This is a genomic window from Bacillus cereus group sp. BfR-BA-01380 (assembly GCF_022663535.1).
GTDB lineage: Bacteria > Bacillota > Bacilli > Bacillales > Bacillaceae_G > Bacillus_A > Bacillus_A cereus_BB.
This window is the reverse complement of the sequence record NZ_JAKUFS010000031.1, coordinates 15,538-32,140: the sequence shown is the minus strand read 5'-3', so window position 1 is coordinate 32,140 and position 16,603 is coordinate 15,538. Positions and strand designations below refer to the sequence as shown.

The following is a 16,603-nucleotide window of genomic DNA, read 5'->3' as shown; positions in this document are numbered from 1 at the left end:
ATAAAAAAGTTAAATATAATTAAACTTTTTGTTGCTGAATTCAGAAAATTGATTATATAATAAGTTTAACACAATTTAACTTTTAAAGGGAGAGTGATTATATGGAGGGTGTATTAGAAAATCAAGATGATACACGATTGAAAATTGCAAAGCGAAATATTGTTTTGATGATGATTGGAAAATTATCATCAATGCTTGGGGCAAATGTTTATACGTTTGCAATGGGACTATACGTTTTAAAAACGACAGGATCTGGTATGGGATTTGCAATTACACTTGTTTGTGGTTCCGTTCCGCGTATGATTTGCGGACCAATTGCCGGCGCAGCAGCAGACCGAATGAACCGGAAGAGGCTCGCTGTTGGAGCAGATGTATTGAGTGCTTTTATTATGTTTACCATGTTTTTACTTTCCACTTCATTTGGACTTTCATTAATCTTCATCTATGTATCCGCAGCATTGTTATCGATATGTGCAAGTTTTTTCTCTATCGCTTTAACATCTTCAATTCCATCTCTAGTTGATACAACACGTATTCAAAAAGCAAATTCATTAAACCAAACAGCTACATCACTTGCAACTATTTTAGGACCGGTTATTGGTGGTCTTGTATACGGCTTATTTTCTATGAAATTCTTTTTTTTACTGAATGGTATTACATTTGCTCTTGCGGCAATGATAGAAGTATTTATGGTCTTTGACTTGTATAAAGCAAACAAAAAAGAAGAGAAGGATCATTTTTTAACGAGTATAAAAGAAGGTTTTATATATGTGAAAGAGCAAAGTGATATCTTCTCGATGTTGAAACTTTCACTTTGGCTCAATTTCTTTTTTTGTGCAGTTTCGGTCTCACTTCCGTATATTATTGTTCAAAAATTATCACTTTCTTCTCAGCAATTTGGAGTCATTGAAGCAATGCTTGCGGTTGGGATGCTAATTGCTTCTATTCTTTTATCTGTTCGAGCAGAGGCAACAAATAAGTTTCAGACGATTCGCAGGAACCTTTTCATGCTAGCGGGATTATTGCTTTGCATTGCATTACCGATGTTTCTTCCGTTAACTAAAACAATGATTTTTATATATTACATTACCCTTATGACCCTTTTTGGGGTGAATCTCATTATGATTAATGTTCCGTTACAAGTATTCGTTCAAAAAACAACAGCACCAGAATATTTAGGACGTGTATTCGGATTAATTGAAACGATGTCAACAGCAATTGTCCCGCTTGGAACACTTTTGTATGGTCTACTTTTAGACTATATACCAGCATCCACTGTTATTTTCATATCTGCGTTTGGACTGTTTGTTGTTGTGTTCTTAGGAACGAAGCAATGGAAGGATATGCAGGAGGGAGTATCTATGTAGTAAAAATGAACAGTCATTGTTACAAAAATATGAACTTCCTACATTGAGAGAAAAAAAAGAGTATACTAGTATCATAATCCAATTACAAGGAAGTGTCGTAATGAGTACGGTTAGTGCTGTATATGGAGTTATTCTTTCTTCTCTTTTTGTTTCTTTCATTATAGGCGTAACACGTTATATTCATAAATGGAAAGAAGGGAATGCAAAGTTAGACCATATTGAAGAAGAAGTAAGTGATTTCATGTTACATCACGGGAAATAATTTTTACAAAATCTATTATCCGTAGCAATTTTAAAAATTCATAATTTTATTATGTAAACAACAAAAAGCATGGTGTTTCAATGAAACATCATGCTTTTTGCTAAGTAAAGTATGATATTATTAAATACAGATCAAGAGTGATATATGAACCCTCTTTCTAAGGGAGTGAGAACATCTATATGTATATATGTTTGAATTTTCCGACATCTAAGTCGCTGTTATGCATAATACAACGTCATCTGCACTTGCTTTCTCTTTTTGTTTTCAACCTTGCATATGGTAGCAAAAGGCACTGACCGTTTCTATGCGCGGCCAGATGCTCTCGCTCCACTAAAAAGAAAATGAGTTTTTATGTCGTTTTTTAACTTGTATATAGCTATACATAGAAGCAACTTATATGTTGGAAAATCAAAATAGATTCATAAATAAAGTAAAGGGGACAGGGGAATGACTACTATTTATTTTGTACGGCACGCGCATTCTACATATACACCTGATGAGAGGGAAAGACCGTTATCTGAGGAAGGTTGGCAAGTCGCAGAGAGAGTGACAGAAGTATTGAAGAATGAACCGATAGATGTTGTAATTGCTAGTCCATATAAGAGAGCGATTCAAACGGTAGAAGGGGTTGCCAAACATTTTCAATTATCAATTGAATTAGAGGAAGATGTAAGAGAGCGTTTATTAAGTTTGCAGCCTGTACAAGATTTTGAGCAAGCTATTACAAAAGCATGGGAAAATCCTTCGTTTCATATAGAAGGTGGAGAATCGAACGTTATTGCTCAGGAGCGCGGTATTTCTTGTATAATGAAAATCTTGGAGAAATATAAAGGAAAAAATATTGTTATAGGAACACATGGAAACATTATGGTTCTTATCATGAATTATTTCGATTCTAAATATGATTTTTCATTTTGGAAGGGATTACATATGCCTGATATATATAAACTGACATTTGTAGACAATCAGTTTGCTTGGGCGCATCGACTTTGGAAAGAAGAATTTGTAAAGAATGTGTGAAGATTGACGAAAAGAGCAGGAGATGATGCAGTAGTTATAGAAATAAATGGCTGGAATACAAAAGTTTTTAATAAAAGGAGGCTGTTCATATGTTCGAGAAAAACAATCGATTTTCATCCATGCCAGGAGAAGTTGTAGAAATTCACAATGTGTATGAGATTTTACCACCTGACGGAACGATTATTGGCATGGCAACACCTGAGGAAATGGAAATTGCTGCAGAACTAGAACTAAAGCATTATGCTTTTTCACGTTTAATGGAAGCGAATATTCAATTAGACGGTGCCTCCTACAAAGAAATGCTAAAAGAATTTGAGGAATATGAAAGAAAGTCAATGGCTTTCTGGCGGGCATTGCATGAAAGATTATCTGTGCCATGGGCATGGGTGTTACGCGTTGATGTCGCAAACGGTCCTATTCATGTAAGTACTGGGAACTTGTTTTATGATGTAGAAGAGTTGGAAGAAGAATTAGAAGAAGACTTTGAATAAAAAGAAGAGGAAAGCAGTGGTATATTGCTTTCCTCTTCTTTTTACAAGTTATGTAGATTTTTTATTGCTTCTATTACAATATCAGGTCGATCTATCTCAATGGAGTGCCCCGAGTTAGCAGCAACAACAAATTGGCTTTGTTTTGAAAGTGTAGTTTGTTCATGAATAAGTTCTTGCCAAACGGTTTCTAAGGCTGCTGCTTCTTCATAAGGAATACCATCTTGTACTACTTGTTGGATAGAATGATGAGCATCTCTTCCAATGATTATTAATGGTACGTTAGGGAATAGTTGCATACTCTTCATCTTTTGAGCACAATCTTTCCAATGTATAATTTCTGAGGAAACGGCTTTATAAAGGGCTGGAGAGATTGGAAAAGCTAGCAATAGTTTTTGTATTTCAACAGGTAATGTAGTTTGGGCGGCTGTTAGTTTTGGACATACTTCCTGTTTTAATTGAGCGGTGTTTAAATCGGCATAGTATAAACATTTTTCAATCCATTTTTCATCTGAATCTGTCTCATCTAATGTAGGTAAGTCGAGTTCATCTAAGCGGTGCAGATTCATAGATGTTGAATCTACGAGAACAAGTGCAGTAACTTGTTCTGGATAGAGCATCGTAAAATGTTGTACGCATAAGCCGCCATAAGAATGGCCGACTAAAATAATCGGTTGTTGAATGTGTAAAACACGTAGCAACTCTCGTAATTCATACGCAGTTTGCTCAGTTGTACGCTCTCTCTCATTTAATTCGCTTGTCCCGTAGCCAGGGCGATGAAACAAAACAACTTTGTAGTATGGAGAAAGTTCATTTGCAACTTCAATCCAATTATAAAAGGAGCAAAACATGCCGGTTTGAATCACAACAGCTTGTGTACCTTGTCCTGTAATTAGCACTTCAACTTTTTTATCCAAAATTTCAACATGTGTAATCAAAATAAAGCCCCCTTAAGTTTGAAAAAGTCTCTGACAAACTAATAATATCCCCCATACTCCTATACCAAATAGAATAGAGGTGCTAAGTGAAAATGAGTTGCGAAGCCCTAAATATACAATGAATAATAGCAAGGCTGAAGCAGGAAACCCATATAGCACGCCAAGTGCAAAATCACTTAATTTTTCTCGAGAACCTCCTTCAACAGAAATCCAAAATAAACTGAGCAAACTAATTAACGGAAGTGCAGCAATGAAGCCGCCAAGTGTACTATAGTGTTTGGCAATCTCTGTAACGCCGCCAATAATAAGGGCGGAGACGATCACTTTAATGAGAAAAGACATCGTACGCCTCCTTTGCTAATAATTCGAATGCAGATTGAATTAGCTCTTTTTCTTCTTCAGATAATTTCTCTTCTATTTGTTTTAGTTTCGCCTCATCGAGCAGTGTGTGTGTAGCTAATGCTTGCCGTCCTTTTTCTGTTAGCTTTACAATTACAACTCGTTCATCTTGTTGACTACGCTCCTTGATTACCAACTCTTTTTGAATTAATCGTTTAATATGTTCAGAAGCTGTGTTATGTGAGAGATGTAGTGTTGTTGCGATCGTACGAATGGTTTGTGCTTCTTTCCGAGAAATCATTTGTAAAATACGAATAGTTTGGTGAGTTAAATTTTCTTCATATTCATGACGAAGATAAAAATAAATTGTTTCCCAATGTTTATTTATTAACATGATTACAACTCCTTTTTTATATCGTACAATACGATATAATCGTTTGTAAAGATATATATAGTTCGATTTGTAAAATTTTTTATTGAAAAAGTATCTTTTTTTTAGTAGATAATATAAGCTTATCTTAAAATCACAATGAAACGAGGGATGGGGATGAAGGCTGTACATACCTTTAAATGGATTGGTAATGAAAAAGCATATTTAAATGACATTCACGTTGAAGAGTTAGGTCCTCTTTCTATCGGATTATATGGTGGGAATACCAATGAAGAAGCTGTGCTTGCATGGTGTGATCCACAAGGAACATGGGAATTTGTGATGATTTTTGATACAGAGCATGCAATTGAAAGAGCAAAGTTTATTATAGATATAATTTGTGAAAGAAAAGAGAAATTACTACAACTGTTTTCATATCCAAATCATTTAGTTTTTCATCATACGCATATGTATTTATTATCGCTTTTTACAGATGAAACATTTATTGAAGAAAGTGAGAAGATGCAAGGAAAAACAGATTGTCTCATTTGTCTTCGGAAAGACCAGCTCGTGTATTGGTTGTCAGTAGGAGAGTGTTTCATTTATTTATTCCATCCAGAGTTACAACAATGTAAACAGGGCCGTTTAAATGAACAACAGTTTTATGAGCGAATTGGTAGACGAAATGTTTTTGCAGCAGCAACTCCTTGTTTTACATCTGGTGTTCGTGAATTACAGAAAGGAGCAAATCATATTGTAGTAGTAACAGATGGAATCACTGCATGTAACGAACGAATGTTTAAAGAGGAGCATTTATATCAGTCGTTGCTTAATGTTGGATCTATAATGGAAAAGATGGCTGTTTGGAAAGAAACAAATAGTGCTGCAATTATAGGTTGGACTGTGGAAGTAGGGGTATAAGTTATTCTTATAAGAATAACTGAAGCTAAATGTTTCAGTTCTTCATTATTAAATAGTAGGATGAGAGGCTATGGATTTTATGAATTATAAGCCCCCACCTAGATTCTTTACAATCTTAGGATGGGGGCTGCTATCGATTTTTCAATTTGTATTTATATATAATGATTAGTATTCTTTTTATAGTTTAATATGGTATATCTTTAGCCATTCATTTACTTGAAGCATATATTCCATGATACTTCTAACTTGAAGTTCATCAATATGAGAACTCTTTCCTTCGGCAATGGTTCGTAATTTTGTTTTATCAACGAGACTAAAGATAGGTGCATTATGATCAGATAACATTTCAAGTGTTAAGTTACGAATCATTTGTACATAATTTGGATCTTGTGAAGTGGGATAGGCACTCTTTCTTCTATTTCGAACATCATCAGGTAAAATATCTTTAAATGCTCTTCGTAAAATTCCTTTTTCAATGTTATCAATGCTTTTTATATGGAATGGTACGTTCCATAAATATTCGACAAGTCTGTAATCACAAAACGGTACTCGTACTTCAAAGCCAACATTCATACTCATTCGATCTTTACGATCAAGTAGAAATGGTAGGAAACGTGTTAAAAATAAATAGAACATTTGCCGCTGTCTGGCAGATTTGTAGTCTTCGCCTGGTAAACTTGGTACTTCTGCAACAGCTTCTTGAAATCGCTGTTGTATATAGGAATCTGTGTTTAATTGTTGTTTTACGTCCTCTAATAGTAAGTTTGATGCATTGTTCCCGTTATAGAGCCAAGGAAATGTATGAATAGATAGGAATTCTTCCTGATGAAACCAAGGATATCCCCCAAATACTTCATCTGCCGATTCCCCAGATAGTGCAACTGTGGCATCTTTTTTCATTTCCTGAAATAGTAAATAAAGTGAAGTTTCCATTTCACCAGCACCTGGTAAATCACGCGCGCGTAGAGGTACAAATAAATGACTTACTAGTTTATTTGCATCTACAATAATGTCATGATGATTTGTGCCGACATATTCTGATACCCGCTTTACCCACGGGGCGTCTAATCCTGTACGAGAAAACGTAAGTTCAAAGTCTTGGGCACTGTTCACAAAATCAATAGAATATGTGTTTAAAATTTTATTATCTTTTTGAAACTCTTTGCCGGCTAATGCTGTAATACCGCTTGAATCTAACCCGCCTGACAACATACATACGAGAGGAACATCGGCGATTAATTGTCGTTTTACTGTATCTTGTAGAATGCTACGAATATGTGCTGCTGTTGTATCTGGATCCTCTGTGTGTATTTTGCTTTCCAATGTCCAATATCTTTTTACTTCTGTTTTGTTACGTGTACAAGTTATATAATGACCTGCACGTACTTCTTGTATATGTTTAAATACTCCACATCCAGGTGTGCGAAACAAATGTAACCCAAATATTTCATTTAGGCCATCTGTATCTATTTCCGCTTGAACAGTAGGATGGGAGAGAAGAACTTTTAGTTCTGAACCAAAAATAATACTGCTGCCTTGCTGTATATAGAATAGTGGTTTCACTCCTAAATGATCGCGTGCCATAAATAATTGCTGCTTTTGTTCATCCCAAATTGCAAATGCAAAAATACCATTTAGATGTTGAACACATTCTTCGCGCCATTGTAAATATGCATGTAATAATACTTCTGTATCAGAATGAGTGTGAAATGTATGGCCGTGTTGTTTTAATATTTCTCGGAGTTCACGAAAGTTATAAATTTCTCCATTATACGTAATTGCATACGTATAATCTCCAGCTTGATATGTTTTTGGTTGAGAACCACCTTGTGGATCAATTACAATTAATCTTCGATGAGCGAAGGCCGCACGTGTAGAAAACCAATAACCTTCTGCATCAGGACCTCGATGTTCAATGCTATTTGCCATTTTTTCAAGAATCGGACGTTCATTTGAAATATCCTTCAACCAATCAACCCAACCTGCAATACCACACATTCTTTTCATCCTCTCTTAATACAAGAAATTGATAGTCAGACTTGAAAATACTATTTACAAAGTTACATAAATAGTAACTTTATAAATAGTATACTAGATTAACTAAAAGATGAATTTGAGAAAGTTTTTGTTGATGTAGGTATCTTTCTTACAAATCCTGTTTGTAAGGAGGAATCTTTTTTATTTATCATCATACATATGTATAATGTGGCCACAAAACGTTCATGCAGTATATTGTCGAAAGGAGATTGGAGAAAGAATGAGTTATGGGCTTCGTTACGCTGTAGAAAAAAGGAAGAAACAATTGATTGAGAAGTTAATTGATGTAGGGATATATAAAGTATTAAATAAACAGTTGTACGAATTAACATTAGATGAATTGGAAAAAGAATATGAGGATCTTCTAAAATATGGAGGAGTGCAAACCTCTGTATATACTATATAAATGCAAATTGAAAAACCGACATAAAAACCCTCTTTCTACTTAGGGGAGGACGAGAGCGTCTGGCTGTGCATAGAAGCGGTCAGGGCCTTTTTCTACCACGTGCAAGATTTAAAACAAAAAAAAGAAAACGAGTACACATCATGGTTTATTTAGCATAGCAAAAACTTATATGTCGAAAAATTAAAATGAATATATGGTTTACTCAGTATTCTCTTCTTTAGAAGAATTTTGAGTGATGGAAACGTTTAGCCGCCAGCGAGAAATAAAGAAAGCTTTATTTATGAATTCCCCTTTCACAGCGTTATGCAGAGAAAGGGGAATTTGTTTATGAAACAGTCGTGAAGGAAGGGATAGGATCATGTAGTCGATCCCAAGGTTGGCACATTTCTAGTTCCATTAATAAGCATTGATCTAAAGATTGTTCTATTTCTTGTTTATTCATGTCAATACCGATAAAGACTAATTCTGTAATTCGATCTCCGTATGTGTCATCCCATCGCTTTAAAATGTCAGGGTCTTCTGCGATGAGTTGTTGTCGTTCTTCTTTTGAAGTAGCTGCAATCCACTCACCAGCTCCTTGGATAATAATAGATGAACCAGCCTGAGAGAGAAGTCCGATCATATTATTACGAGAAGCAAGCCAAAAGAAACCTTTTGCTCTCACAACGTCAAGTGGCCAGTTTTCAAGCCATCTCATCAATCTTTCAGGATGGAACGGGCGTTTTCGACGGTATACAAATGATGAAATATTATACTCGTCTGTCTCTGGTGTATGTTCACTATTTAATTCTTTTATCCAGCCAGCTGCTTGACTTGCTTTTTCGTAGTCAAATAGATTTGTATTTAAAATAGTTTGTAATGGTACTTGCGAATAAGTTGCTTCAATAATATGAGCTTCTGAGTTTAATTTTTGTAATAGTTTGTGAAGTTCTGTAATATCATCTTGTTCTAGCATATCAGTTTTGTTTAAAATAATTACATTTGCAAATTCAATTTGATCGATGAGCAAATCAATTACTTCGCGTGTATCTGTCTCATCAATTGCTTCTTGGCGATCTAATAAACTTTCACCGGAAGCATAATCATCCCAAAAGCGGTTCGCATCTACGACAGTAACCATCGTATCTAACCGACATGTATTTGATAAGTTGATTGCTAATTCTTCGTCCATATATGTGAATGTTTGGGCAACTGGAATTGGCTCACTAATACCTGAAGATTCGATAACGATATAATCAATATCTCCAGATTCAACGAGACGGTTTACTTCTATAATTAAATCTTCACGTAATGTACAGCAAATACATCCATTTTGAATTTCAACAAGTTTTTCTTCAGTTCTAGAAAATCCACCTTGCTTGACAAGTGCAGCATCAATGTTAATTTCGCTCATGTCATTTACAATGACGGCGACTTTTAGCCCATCTCGATTTGTAAGTATATGATTTAATAATGTTGTTTTTCCAGATCCTAAATACCCACTTAATACTGTAACGGGAACTTTTTTCATCGAAAGACTCTCCTTTAAATCGTAATCATTACGTTTTGATTCTTGTTATATCGTAATGGATGCAAAAGAGAATTTCAATATTAAATCGTAATTATTACGATTTGTAAATTAAATGTAATAAACATGATACGAAGGGGATGGGTTGTGGAAAGAGTTTACAGGATATTTTTGGAATGATAAACTTAAGTGATCTGTAATAATGGATTGCAAAGTGTGATGCTTCCTTTATTTAAGATTACATATAGTGGAGGTAGCTGCCAATAACATATACCTATTTTAAAATTTGTTTTTTGCCTATTTAAAATGGCGTACAAATTATGATAGGAGTGTAATAATGATTGAATTAAACACTGAAAGATTAAGACTAATTCCTCTGAGTGCAGAAAATCTGAAATTACTAATTGATAATCCAAAGAAAATGGAACTAAGGTTATCTTTAAGTGAATCAAATAGATTTCTTAGCCTAGAGCTTAAACAAGCTATGGAAACAAGGCTTTCAAAGCTGTTAATTGATGAGGAGAATTATATATGGTATACCAATTGGTTGATTGTGTCGAAAGATAAAAACTGCAATATTGGAGGAATCATGTTAAAAGGTCTTCCAAATGAAAATGGTGAAGTAGTAATTGGTTATTATACTCTTCCTGAATATCAAGGAAACGGCTATATGACGGAAACAATTAATACTATGAAAAACTGGTTGTTAAATCAGACGGGTGTTATGTACGTTATTGCTGATACTGATAAAGATAATATTCCATCACACAGGGTATTAGAAAAATCAGGGGCGGAAATGTATAAAGAAACAGATGAATTATATTTTTGGAGATTTGTCCGAAATAAGTTCTCTGAAAAAAATAACTAAGAGTCATTATTTTATAGCGATAGATCTTAGTTAAGGTATCAGTACAATGTTGATCAATAGAATGGCAAGACCCTGCTCAATTAACGAGTGCCTCAGTTGAACAAAAAACATAAAAAATGATTAAACTTTTTTCAAAACACGCTCTTTTTTTGTTCGTTTATCAAAGGTATTCGTATTGATTTATACAAATATGATTCCAAAGTAACAACAAGCATAAAGTGAAACTTTAATCAGTGGGGTTTTCCTCATCCCCCACTGATTATCAGCCCTCACCAATCGGGCTTTTACGGGCAGTTTATCTCCCGCCTAACTTCTTAAGAAAGGCGGAAGCGGCTCGCTCAGAATCGCAGGATGCCCACGCACAGGGCGGAGAGGCGCTTTTTGCCTCGTCCGAGGGGGCGAAACGACCGGAGATTCTAGCCGCTAGAGCTGGACAACAAAGAAATGTGGAAGTGGCTCGTTCAGAATGTGAGGGGGATGGAGCTTCTGACGTAGAGGTGTTTTTTACCTCGTAGGAAGAAGCGAATCCACCGAACATTCTAGCCACTGGAACTGGACAATGCTTCCGCTGAATTTTGAGGTGGGAGTATTACTGCCCACAAATAGCGGGATAAATGTACAATCACAACATAATGAAGGGGATTTGCGTAGTATTTCCACTTGTAAAAGTAAATAAAGTAGAAAAATAGAAACCGTATGTATATGGAAAATTAAAATCATAAAGAAACAGATGAGTTCGAAACTGAACTCATCTGTTTCTTTATGAATCAAATTAAAGGCACTTCACAATTAATTTTACTGTTTATCCATATAAATTACTGTTATGCAGAATAAAGTATGATCTGCACTTGCTTCCTCCCTTTGTTTTAAACCTCGCATGTGGCAGGAAAAGGACCTGACCGCTTCTATGCACGGCCAGTTGCTCTTGTCCTCCCCTAAAAAGAAAGCGGTTTTTTTGTCGTTTTTTCAACTTGTATATACATTTCAGTTACATAATGGGTTTTTAACTTTTATATAAAAATAAGCATGAGCTTCTCCCATCATACGCATAAGAGTTAAAGCTTTATAATCTACTTGATCTGCAAAAAAGGCAGCAAAGTCAGATATTGCACTCTCTTTGTAGTTAGAATCTTCTTGTAAATCTACAAAAATATTGTGTAAGACTCGTTTTACAATATTCCATAGCAGATGTTCATCTAGTTCATAGAACTGACTGATGTGCAAAAATAACTCGCCAAAGTGATTTTGCATGACAGAATAAAAGACTTTATTACGCATACTTTTTTCATCATCTACTAGAATTCTTGATTTATGATGAAACATGTTTATATCAAATCCTGCATTTTGTAAACGGCCGCAATGAACACGAATACCTTCCCAGTCACGTACGAGTAGTCGATCTGGTGTACCATCTTTTTTAAAGACAGGAACTGTGTTTTGGAGGTGACCTTCTAAACCAATGCCGTATTTCACCATGAGCGGAATAAAACCGGTAAGGGCATTTGTTACATATTTCTCTATGAATAGAACAATTGCATCGTGTAATGATAGGTCATGGTTCTCCTTGTATAACTCAATTAGTTCTGCTATGACGGGTTTATTTGTACCGTGTACGGAAGCGACAAGGGCAGAACCAACAATAGCCCATTCATCATGATTCACATAATTATGAATATTATCGCGAATGACGCAAGCAAGATTTTCACTCCGTAATGTTTGTATTTCTTCGTCTACGTCATTTGGATGAAGAAAATGAGCACCAGCTCGCTCCATAATTGGAACAAAACGATTTCTATCAATCATTTTATCTTGCGTAACAATTTGTTTTAATATGTTGCTCATAATTGGTCCGTTATGAATCGTTTGTTCTGATAATGTTCGTACTTCCCCAGTTAAATGAATATTTGTTGTTAGTTTGTAATGTGGTCTAATCGTATCATACTGGGCAGGAAAGATCGTACGAAATGACATGCCCGCTAAATATTTTGCTGTATAATCCAATAAAATAATCATTTGTTTTTCAAGTTCAGCACTGTAAATTTCACGTAACGTATGAGTAGCTTGCCAAGGGTGAATTGGTAATAGTATATAGTCGTTTATCTTATCACCAAGTTTCAGCTCGGCTTCTACTTGAAGTGCCGGTTCAAAAGAGAATAATACTGCATTCCAATTTTGTTCTTCCATAAAAGCTGAGCTTATGTAATTTTGGTGTACAGCGACAAAGCAGAGAGGAATGGTATTTTTAAACTCTGCTGAATAAGCCAATGTTTCTTCCGGGCTTAAGCCCTTTCTCATTTTGGCCCCAGGATGACAAGGATGCCCTTCAATAACGAGCTGTTCGAAAAAGGCATAGGAATCTCGTGCCTGAGAAGCAGCTTGTAGCGTTGAAGTATTCTCGGTTTGCTCATGAAATGTATAAGCAAGAGCTAAATTAGCAGCGCTATTTGAAACATCCTCTTCAAACATATGAAAGTAGGAAGGAGGTCCTTGCCAATCTTCTTGCATGAGCAATGTCAATACTTCATTCGGACGCGTAATTTCTTTTTCATTAGATGGTGATACAAGAATATACGGTCCACGTATAACTGGTCGCTCAAAAGCATATATGTGTCGAATAGGTATAAGCAGGTATGCATTTTGCTTCTTGAAATATAGTCCTTGTATCATTGAAGACTCGTCAAATTGATGAGAATGAGTATTTATATAATCTAGTAAATAGTCTGGGCAGCGCTGTTCTGAAAATAAAACAAACACCCCTTTATGTTTGCGAAGCAAAATCCCATTCTCTGTCGTGTTACATATATTTTCACGTATGAAGGAAGAGAGTAATCGTTCAAGTATACCAGCTCGTCCTTTTTGAATCATTTGTTGATAAGTTTCATGTAGTGGTGCGTGATGCTGCTGTAAAAAAGAAAGCAAGTTTTGTTCCTCTAATTCTAATGTTTGAATTGTATTGAGATGCATAGAAACCACCTTTCTCGAATTTTTCTATCTTTACAGATAAGAAAGAATATTTTATATTATTTTATAGAGAGAATGATAATCAATATCAATTATAAGGGACGCATGTAAAAATGCAACCAAAAATTTCGGGGTGGTTTTTATTCGCAAACTATTTTTTAGTAGTTCATTTTTCTTATTTATGGGGAATTGGCTTGGAATGACTGCAATCAATTGGTACGTCTATGATCTGTATCATAGTGCCACATATTTAGGATGGATCAACTTTGTACGGCTGATTCCCATTGCATTGTTTAGTGTATATGCAGGGAAGCTTTGTGATTTGTATCCACGTATTAAGTTAATGAAGTCCTATTCATTTTGGGGGTTAGTGGTTACAACAGTACTTGCTATTTATGTTGTGTTTATTACTCCTTCTTTTTTTATTTTTCTTCTTTTCTCATTTGTGAGAGGGATAATTAGTGCATTAGAAACACCAAATCGAAATACGATTCTTTCAGATATTGATACGAACCATCAAATTAGTAAATTGATATCTATGAACTCATTTGTGATGAATGTTTGCCGCTCGACAGGTCCAGCTGTAGCTGGTTTTTTGATTGCAGGAGGACATATTGAGCTGACATTTATGATGCAGGCAGTTTGTTCACTTATTGCATTTGTTCTCGTATTACCGATGAAAGATCGAACGATGAAAAAACGAAAAGAAAAGAAAAAAGCAAGCTGGGAACAAATTGTTCAATATTTTTCTCATGATACTATGGGAAGAAATATTTTTATCACATCAATGATTACAATGGCTTTTGGCTTTTCGTATACGTCTGTATTACCTGTACTTGTTTCTCATCAATTTACTGGAAAAGCGGAAGTGTTCGGTATTGCGATGTCTGCAGCAGCAATTGGTGCAATTATAGCAACGATTATTCTTCCGAGAATATTAGAGTATATTTCAGAAATTAAGATTTATTACATGAGTTTACTTTTGTTTTCCATTAGTATAGCGCTCCTGATTTTTGGTAATACAATGGTGTTTTTTATACTATTATTTTCTATCGGTCTTTTTGGACAGTTGTTACGCTCTAGTAATCGTGTCTATTTTCAAAACAATGTTCGTGAAGAAGAACGAGGTCTCATGCTTAGTGTTGTATTAATGGACCGAGGAATGATTCCGCTCGGTTCGATTGTAGTCAGTTATGCAATTGAATATGTGGGTATTTCTGAAACATTTGTGATGATGGGTATTTTATGTATGATTCCATATGCATTTCAATATATAAAAGTGAAAAAACAAAACAGGAGGGTGAAGAATGTTGTCCATTCAAAGTAAACAATTTAATCGAGTACAAGCAGAATCTCGTATTTTAAATCGTTTTTGTAATGCGTTAATTCGTGAAAAAAATGTATTAGAAGGTTGTGCTGTGCTAAAGCATGAGCATGGTATTGAAATTATAGATTGTATGAACGAGGCAGAATTATTACTAGAAGTGCAACAAGAAGGGGCATTTGAACGATACGAATTTACTTTCCCACTTCGTTTTAAAGTAAGAGGACATGTGAGATGGATTGATTCATTACAAATGTTTTTTGAGGAGGTAGCACCATTCTTTCAGCTTCATGTTTCAGATGCTCTGCAAAAAGAATTACAGAATAGCGTTGAGAATTTAGAACTGGCTTATGAGGCATGGGAGAAAAAACAAAAATGGGTAAAACAACAGCTTGAAACAAACATGATGTTTTTTGCGAAATACAAGCCAAATAATCTATATCAATTCTTCGAAGAATTAAAAAGATGTACGTTATTTGATGAATTCTTATATACAGAGTCATTAGTAATTGAAGGACACCCACTGCACCCTTCAACAAAAACGAAACTTGGTTTATCGAAAGAAGAAGTAAAGCGCTATGCACCTGAATTTGAACAAATTGTTCCGTTATATGTATTACTTGTTCATAAAGATGTAATAGCAGTTACAGGAGATCGTTTTGAAAAAGCATTATTATATGAAGTTATGCCAGATTTATATGAAACAGCATATGAAACACTAGTCAATCAAAGAAAACAAATGGAGGATTATTATCCATTTCTTGTTCACCCATGGCAATATGAACATGTGCTAACAAAAGAGTATGAGGAGGATTTAGAGGAAGGACGTATCATTCCAATTCCGTATCAACTTTCGTCCCGAGCAACGCTTTCGTTTCGAACGATGAATCTACTAGAATTGCCGTACCATGTAAAGCTTCCGGTACGCGCGCAAGCTACGAGTGCGGTTAGAACGGTATCACCAGAAATAACTGTAAACGGGCCGATTCTTTCTTCACTGTTTGATACGATTTACGCAAATGAGAAAGAGTTATCGCAGTCAGTAGTAGTTGTTCGTGAACGAGTCGGGGCTACTTTTACGAAAAATGGTGATGCTCATTTAGGACGAAATCTCGCATTTATTTTACGAGAAAGTCCACATGTATATAAGCAAGAAGGAGAATTACTATGGGTTGGAGCTAGTTTAACCGCAAGTAATCCGTTAAAAGAAGATGAACCGGTTATTGTAGATATCATGCGCACATATTTTGAAACAGAAACGATTGGTAAAAAAGAAGTATTTCATTATGTTGCTCATTATACTGAGAAAGTGATGATTCCTTTACTCCAGCTTGTTTTACGATATGGAATTGCATTAGAAGGACATATGCAAAACTCTATTATTGTTACAAAGGACGGAGAAATTCAGCGTATTTTAGTTCGTGACTTAGGAGGAGTGCGCATTCATAAGAAGACATTAGCGAAGGTAGTAAATATTGCGAACCTGAAAGAAGCAGTGGTATTTACGGATGATAGAAATGAAGTTTATAACAAGTTTATTCATTCCGTATTGCAAAATCACTTTGGGGATGTGTTATTTACGTTAGCTCGTGCGATAGACGACGTACAGGAAAAAGAATTATGGAGAATCGTTGCTGCGATTGTGAAAGAGCATATGGTAGGTGCAACAGAAGAGCAAAAAGCAGCCATATTCGCAGCTCAAATTGAAACAAAAGCATTGTTTTCAATGAGAATACAAGATAAAGCGAAATCTTATTTGTATACAAAGTTTCATAATCCGCTTTGTATGTAGTAG

At 35.2% G+C, this 16,603-nt stretch carries 15 protein-coding genes; 9 read left to right on the top strand and 6 right to left on the bottom strand.

All coding sequences use genetic code 11. From position 1 onward, the window contains the following. Nucleotides 1–101 precede the first annotated feature (101 nt). From MR076_RS21880 to MR076_RS21865, 4 genes are all read left to right on the top strand, one after another. Nucleotides 102–1,367 (top strand): MFS transporter, encoded by a 1,266-nt coding sequence (locus tag MR076_RS21880; RefSeq protein WP_242224108.1) that lies wholly within the window; start codon nucleotides 102–104, stop codon nucleotides 1,365–1,367. Nucleotides 1,368–1,467: 100 nt separating this feature from the next. Next, nucleotides 1,468–1,629, top strand: a complete 162-nt coding sequence (locus tag MR076_RS21875) for a peptidase (protein ID WP_090912294.1) — start codon at nucleotides 1,468–1,470, stop codon at nucleotides 1,627–1,629. A 447-nt stretch (nucleotides 1,630–2,076) separates the two neighbouring features. After that, nucleotides 2,077–2,649 carry a histidine phosphatase family protein gene (locus MR076_RS21870; RefSeq protein ID WP_242224106.1) on the top strand — a complete coding sequence of 191 codons (573 nt, stop codon included), beginning with the start codon at nucleotides 2,077–2,079 and terminating at the stop codon, nucleotides 2,647–2,649. 89 nt (nucleotides 2,650–2,738) lie between these two features. Then, nucleotides 2,739–3,140 carry a hypothetical protein gene (locus MR076_RS21865; protein WP_242224105.1) on the top strand — a complete coding sequence of 134 codons (402 nt, stop codon included), beginning with the start codon at nucleotides 2,739–2,741 and terminating at the stop codon, nucleotides 3,138–3,140. A gap of 41 nt (nucleotides 3,141–3,181) precedes the next feature. Here the strand turns inward: MR076_RS21865 and MR076_RS21860 are convergent, their stop codons facing one another. Genes MR076_RS21860 through MR076_RS21850 form a run of 3 tightly spaced genes read right to left on the bottom strand, consistent with a single transcriptional unit; the run spans nucleotide 3,182 to nucleotide 4,808 of the window. Then, the gene (locus tag MR076_RS21860) at nucleotides 3,182–4,075 is read right to left on the bottom strand and encodes an alpha/beta hydrolase (protein ID WP_242224104.1); all 894 of its coding nucleotides are present in this window, start codon (nucleotides 4,073–4,075) and stop codon (nucleotides 3,182–3,184) included. A 12-nt stretch (nucleotides 4,076–4,087) separates the two neighbouring features. After that, entirely contained in the window at nucleotides 4,088–4,417 is a 330-nt protein-coding gene (locus tag MR076_RS21855; RefSeq protein ID WP_242224102.1) for a DUF3147 family protein, read from the bottom strand. Further along, nucleotides 4,401–4,808, bottom strand: a complete 408-nt coding sequence (locus MR076_RS21850; protein WP_277928576.1) for a transcriptional regulator, SarA/Rot family — start codon at nucleotides 4,806–4,808, stop codon at nucleotides 4,401–4,403. The genes MR076_RS21855 and MR076_RS21850 overlap by 17 nt, the downstream gene beginning before the upstream one ends. A gap of 153 nt (nucleotides 4,809–4,961) precedes the next feature. Here MR076_RS21850 and MR076_RS21845 point away from each other — a divergent pair, with 153 nt between their 5' ends. Then, entirely contained in the window at nucleotides 4,962–5,705 is a 744-nt protein-coding gene (locus MR076_RS21845; RefSeq protein WP_242224100.1) for a protein phosphatase 2C domain-containing protein, read from the top strand. A gap of 177 nt (nucleotides 5,706–5,882) precedes the next feature. Here MR076_RS21845 and asnB read toward each other — a convergent pair whose 3' ends face one another. Then, on the bottom strand, nucleotides 5,883–7,703 hold the full coding sequence (asnB, locus tag MR076_RS21840) for an asparagine synthase (glutamine-hydrolyzing) (RefSeq protein ID WP_242224098.1): 1,821 nt from the start codon (nucleotides 7,701–7,703) through the stop codon (nucleotides 5,883–5,885). A 259-nt stretch (nucleotides 7,704–7,962) separates the two neighbouring features. On the opposite strand from asnB, the gene MR076_RS21835 reads away from it, so the two are divergent. Next, nucleotides 7,963–8,148, top strand: coding sequence for a Fur-regulated basic protein FbpA (locus MR076_RS21835; protein WP_242224096.1), 186 nt, complete (start codon nucleotides 7,963–7,965; stop codon nucleotides 8,146–8,148). A 325-nt stretch (nucleotides 8,149–8,473) separates the two neighbouring features. Here MR076_RS21835 and MR076_RS21830 read toward each other — a convergent pair whose 3' ends face one another. Next, nucleotides 8,474–9,658 carry a GTP-binding protein gene (locus MR076_RS21830; RefSeq protein WP_242224094.1) on the bottom strand — a complete coding sequence of 395 codons (1,185 nt, stop codon included), beginning with the start codon at nucleotides 9,656–9,658 and terminating at the stop codon, nucleotides 8,474–8,476. Between the two features lie 334 nt (nucleotides 9,659–9,992). On the opposite strand from MR076_RS21830, the gene MR076_RS21825 reads away from it, so the two are divergent. After that, complete coding sequence (locus MR076_RS21825; RefSeq protein ID WP_242224092.1) at nucleotides 9,993–10,523, top strand: GNAT family N-acetyltransferase; 531 nt, start codon at nucleotides 9,993–9,995, stop codon at nucleotides 10,521–10,523. A 984-nt stretch (nucleotides 10,524–11,507) separates the two neighbouring features. Here MR076_RS21825 and MR076_RS21820 read toward each other — a convergent pair. Further along, complete coding sequence (locus MR076_RS21820) at nucleotides 11,508–13,487, bottom strand: IucA/IucC family protein (protein WP_242224090.1); 1,980 nt, start codon at nucleotides 13,485–13,487, stop codon at nucleotides 11,508–11,510. A gap of 130 nt (nucleotides 13,488–13,617) precedes the next feature. Here MR076_RS21820 and MR076_RS21815 point away from each other — a divergent pair, with 130 nt between their 5' ends. Both MR076_RS21815 and MR076_RS21810 read left to right on the top strand, forming a co-directional pair. Next, nucleotides 13,618–14,811 carry an MFS transporter gene (locus MR076_RS21815; RefSeq protein WP_313897359.1) on the top strand — a complete coding sequence of 398 codons (1,194 nt, stop codon included), beginning with the start codon at nucleotides 13,618–13,620 and terminating at the stop codon, nucleotides 14,809–14,811. Then, entirely contained in the window at nucleotides 14,792–16,600 is a 1,809-nt protein-coding gene (locus tag MR076_RS21810) for an IucA/IucC family protein (protein ID WP_242224086.1), read from the top strand. Before MR076_RS21815 ends, MR076_RS21810 begins: the two co-directional genes overlap by 20 nt. Nucleotides 16,601–16,603: the final 3 nt, after the last annotated feature.

Coding starts and splice junctions, on each gene's coding strand:
- MR076_RS21880 (WP_242224108.1), top strand. CDS start 102: ATGGAGGGTGTATTAGAAAATCAAGATGATACACGATTGAAAATTGCA.
- MR076_RS21875 (WP_090912294.1), top strand. CDS start 1,468: ATGAGTACGGTTAGTGCTGTATATGGAGTTATTCTTTCTTCTCTTTTT.
- MR076_RS21870 (WP_242224106.1), top strand. CDS start 2,077: ATGACTACTATTTATTTTGTACGGCACGCGCATTCTACATATACACCT.
- MR076_RS21865 (WP_242224105.1), top strand. CDS start 2,739: ATGTTCGAGAAAAACAATCGATTTTCATCCATGCCAGGAGAAGTTGTA.
- MR076_RS21855 (WP_242224102.1), bottom strand. CDS start 4,417: ATGTCTTTTCTCATTAAAGTGATCGTCTCCGCCCTTATTATTGGCGGC.
- MR076_RS21850 (WP_277928576.1), bottom strand. CDS start 4,808: ATGTTAATAAATAAACATTGGGAAACAATTTATTTTTATCTTCGTCAT.
- MR076_RS21845 (WP_242224100.1), top strand. CDS start 4,962: ATGAAGGCTGTACATACCTTTAAATGGATTGGTAATGAAAAAGCATAT.
- asnB (WP_242224098.1), bottom strand. CDS start 7,703: ATGTGTGGTATTGCAGGTTGGGTTGATTGGTTGAAGGATATTTCAAAT.
- MR076_RS21835 (WP_242224096.1), top strand. CDS start 7,963: ATGAGTTATGGGCTTCGTTACGCTGTAGAAAAAAGGAAGAAACAATTG.
- MR076_RS21830 (WP_242224094.1), bottom strand. CDS start 9,658: ATGAAAAAAGTTCCCGTTACAGTATTAAGTGGGTATTTAGGATCTGGA.
- MR076_RS21825 (WP_242224092.1), top strand. CDS start 9,993: ATGATTGAATTAAACACTGAAAGATTAAGACTAATTCCTCTGAGTGCA.
- MR076_RS21820 (WP_242224090.1), bottom strand. CDS start 13,487: ATGCATCTCAATACAATTCAAACATTAGAATTAGAGGAACAAAACTTG.
- MR076_RS21810 (WP_242224086.1), top strand. CDS start 14,792: ATGTTGTCCATTCAAAGTAAACAATTTAATCGAGTACAAGCAGAATCT.